The sequence below is a fragment of the Polaromonas sp. genome, assembly GCF_030689685.1.
Classification (GTDB): Bacteria; Pseudomonadota; Gammaproteobacteria; order Burkholderiales; family Burkholderiaceae_C; genus Polaromonas.
In genome coordinates this window covers 1-2328 of record NZ_JAUYEY010000018.1, presented here as the reverse complement: position 1 = coordinate 2328, position 2328 = coordinate 1, and the positions used below count along the sequence as shown (strand labels likewise).

The following is a 2328-nucleotide window of genomic DNA, read 5'->3' as shown; positions in this document are numbered from 1 at the left end:
CTGGGCGGCAGAAGGCGTCGAAGCGAAAAGTGGCCCCGGCGAGGACAGTTTTTGCCGGGTTTGCAGCCTCATAGCCGTAGCTATGGGGCAAAAAGCCGGTGAAAAATGGACCGTCGCGGCCGCTTTGCAGCCGACGTTCCTTCTGCCGCCCAGGCTCCAAGGTGGCGCTGCGGGCACACCCTGGCAAACATCGGCTGCTGCCCATTCACCGCACTGTGCCGGGTGTACTGGCCGAAATCAGCAAAGTGTTTGCCGGCAACGGCATCAACATCGCCTCGCAGACCAACGAGGCCATTGCTTATGTGGTGATCGACATCGACGCCGCGCACTCCGACATGGCGCTAGCCAAACTTGCCGAAATGCCGGGAACCATCCGCAGCCGCGTGTTGTTCTAAGCGCCGGAGCGACCGCCTCTCCCAGGAGGAGAGGGAGCAAGAAGGCGTCGTTATGGCGCCGCCGGCACCTTCAGGCCCAGCAGGCCGGCCAGCGCAGCCGTCGGCATGGCGCCTTCCTGGGTGACCAAGGCGCCGGTTTCGGCGTGGTTGCCGATGATGGTTGGAATTGAGGCAAAGCCGAAACGCGTCAGCAACTCGGTGTTTTTGGCAACGTCGGCTTTCTGGGCCTCGATGTCGCTGCCGGCGCTGATGCCGCCGCCTTTGGCCGTCATGGATGCTTCATGCGCATCCATCGCGGCGACCGGGTCTTTGGCCGCCAGCAGCGTCGCGCCCTGCGCCGTGCTGCTCGCGTTCAGGATGCCGACCGGAATCCAGACGAAGCGCGCCTGCGGCTTCAAGGGTTTTGCAGCTTCCCACAGCGCTGTGCAATGCGGGCACTGGGCATCAAAAAACACATACACAGTACGCGCGCTGACCGCCGAGCCGACGCTGAAACCCTTGGCCTCGGCCGCCACTGCCGCCACCGACACCGGCGTGGAGGCCGCTGCAGCGGCAGGTTTACCCGGGTCGGGCGCGTCTTTGCAGCCGGCCAGCAGCAGGCTGGCCGCGACCAGCGCGGCCGGGACTATTTTGAACAGTTGGAATGTCATGGCAGCCAGGCAAGAGGAGAAAACGCAAAGGATACGCGTGTCAGGCCTGCCCTGCATTTTTACCCACGCATTCTGTGCGCCAGCCTGTGGATAAGCCCGTAAAAAAGCCACGAAAGGCTTGCCCTTCGTGGCTTGTATCGGTTTGCCTGAAAATGAAGCAGCGGGCCCAGGCGTTAGCCCTTGTTGGTCATGCCAAGGCGTTCAATGGTGGCTTTCTCGGCGGCAAAGGTTTCGTGGGCAAAACGTGTGTACTGCGCGGTGTTCATGTAGATCACCGACTGGTCGTACTTGTCGAAGGTGGCCAGTACAGCGGGGTCGTTCAATGTGCGGCGGAAGGCCTCGTGCAGTGTCGCGACGATGGCCGGGTCCATGCCTTTCGGGCCGCAAACGCCGAACGGCGAGTCCGACACGGTCTTGTAACCCAACTCATCGAGCGTGGGCACATTGGGCCAGCGTTTGGTGCGTTTGCTGCCGTAGGTGGCGAGCAGGCGCAGTTTGCCGGACTCCACATGCGGGCCCCAGCCGGTGGCGTCACTGGCGCCCATCACGTGGCCGCCCAGGATGGCCTGCATGTTGTCGGCATTGCCTTTGAACGGCACATGCGTGAGCTTGATGCCGGCGCGCTGCGCAAACTCTTCCACCGCCAGATGCGGGCTGGTGCCAGTCCCGGTGGAGCCGTAGGTGAATTTTTCGGGGTTGGCCTTGGCATAGGCCACCAGGTCCTTGATGTTTTTGATCGGCGAGTCGGCGGGCACCACCAGGCCAAAGGTGTAGCCGGTCAGGCAGGCGATCCAGGTGAAGTCTTTCAGCGGGTCGTAAGCCACTTTTTGCATGTGCGGAAAGCGGAACACGCCGTGCGGCAACTGGGTCACGGTGTAGCCGTCGGGCTTGGCGGACAGCATTTCGATGGCGCCCAGCATGCCGCCGGCGCCCGGCTTGTTGTCGACAATGATGGTTTGACCGAGCGTCTTGCCGGCGCTTTCAGCCAGCGCGCGGATCACGGCGTCGGTCGAGCCGCCGGCGGGCCAGGGGCAGATGTAACGAATGGGACGTGCGGGAAAGGCCTGGGCGCTGGCGAGCGAGGGCAGGGCGATGCCGGCAGCGGCAGCGGCGGCGGTGGTGAGGAAGTTGCGGCGATGGGTCATGGTGTCTTATATGGATGCCTCCCGGGTAGCAAGAAGAATTTGTGTCGTGTTGCGAAGAAGTCGGCTGCTTACTTATATCCGGCCTTGATTGCGTGGTCCGCCTGGTTTCCCAGACTCGCCCGCTGGCCCCGATGCGTA

The 2328-nt window shown here is 63.1% G+C and carries 2 protein-coding genes and 1 pseudogene; 1 reads left to right on the top strand and 2 read right to left on the bottom strand.

Going from position 1 to position 2328, the window contains the following annotated elements; all coding sequences use genetic code 11:
* Positions 1-158: 158 nt before the first annotated feature.
* Positions 159-395, top strand: a pseudogene (locus tag Q8O29_RS04415) (phosphoglycerate dehydrogenase); the annotation flags it as partial.
* Positions 396-445: 50 nt separating this feature from the next.
* Here Q8O29_RS04415 and Q8O29_RS04410 read toward each other — a convergent pair.
* Together Q8O29_RS04410 and Q8O29_RS04405 are read right to left on the bottom strand one after the other, a co-directional pair.
* Positions 446-1045, bottom strand: coding sequence for a DsbC family protein (locus tag Q8O29_RS04410; protein ID WP_305560847.1), 600 nt, complete (start codon positions 1043-1045; stop codon positions 446-448).
* Between the two features lie 173 nt (positions 1046-1218).
* The gene (locus Q8O29_RS04405; protein ID WP_305560846.1) at positions 1219-2190 is read right to left on the bottom strand and encodes a tripartite tricarboxylate transporter substrate binding protein; all 972 of its coding nucleotides are present in this window, start codon (positions 2188-2190) and stop codon (positions 1219-1221) included.
* Between the last annotated feature and the right edge of the window lie 138 nt (positions 2191-2328).

Bases quoted from the DNA above. Each gene is read 5' to 3' on its own strand.
- Q8O29_RS04410 (WP_305560847.1), bottom strand. From the start codon at position 1,045: ATGACATTCCAACTGTTCAAAATAGTCCCGGCCGCGCTGGTCGCGGCC.
- Q8O29_RS04405 (WP_305560846.1), bottom strand. From the start codon at position 2,190: ATGACCCATCGCCGCAACTTCCTCACCACCGCCGCCGCTGCCGCTGCC.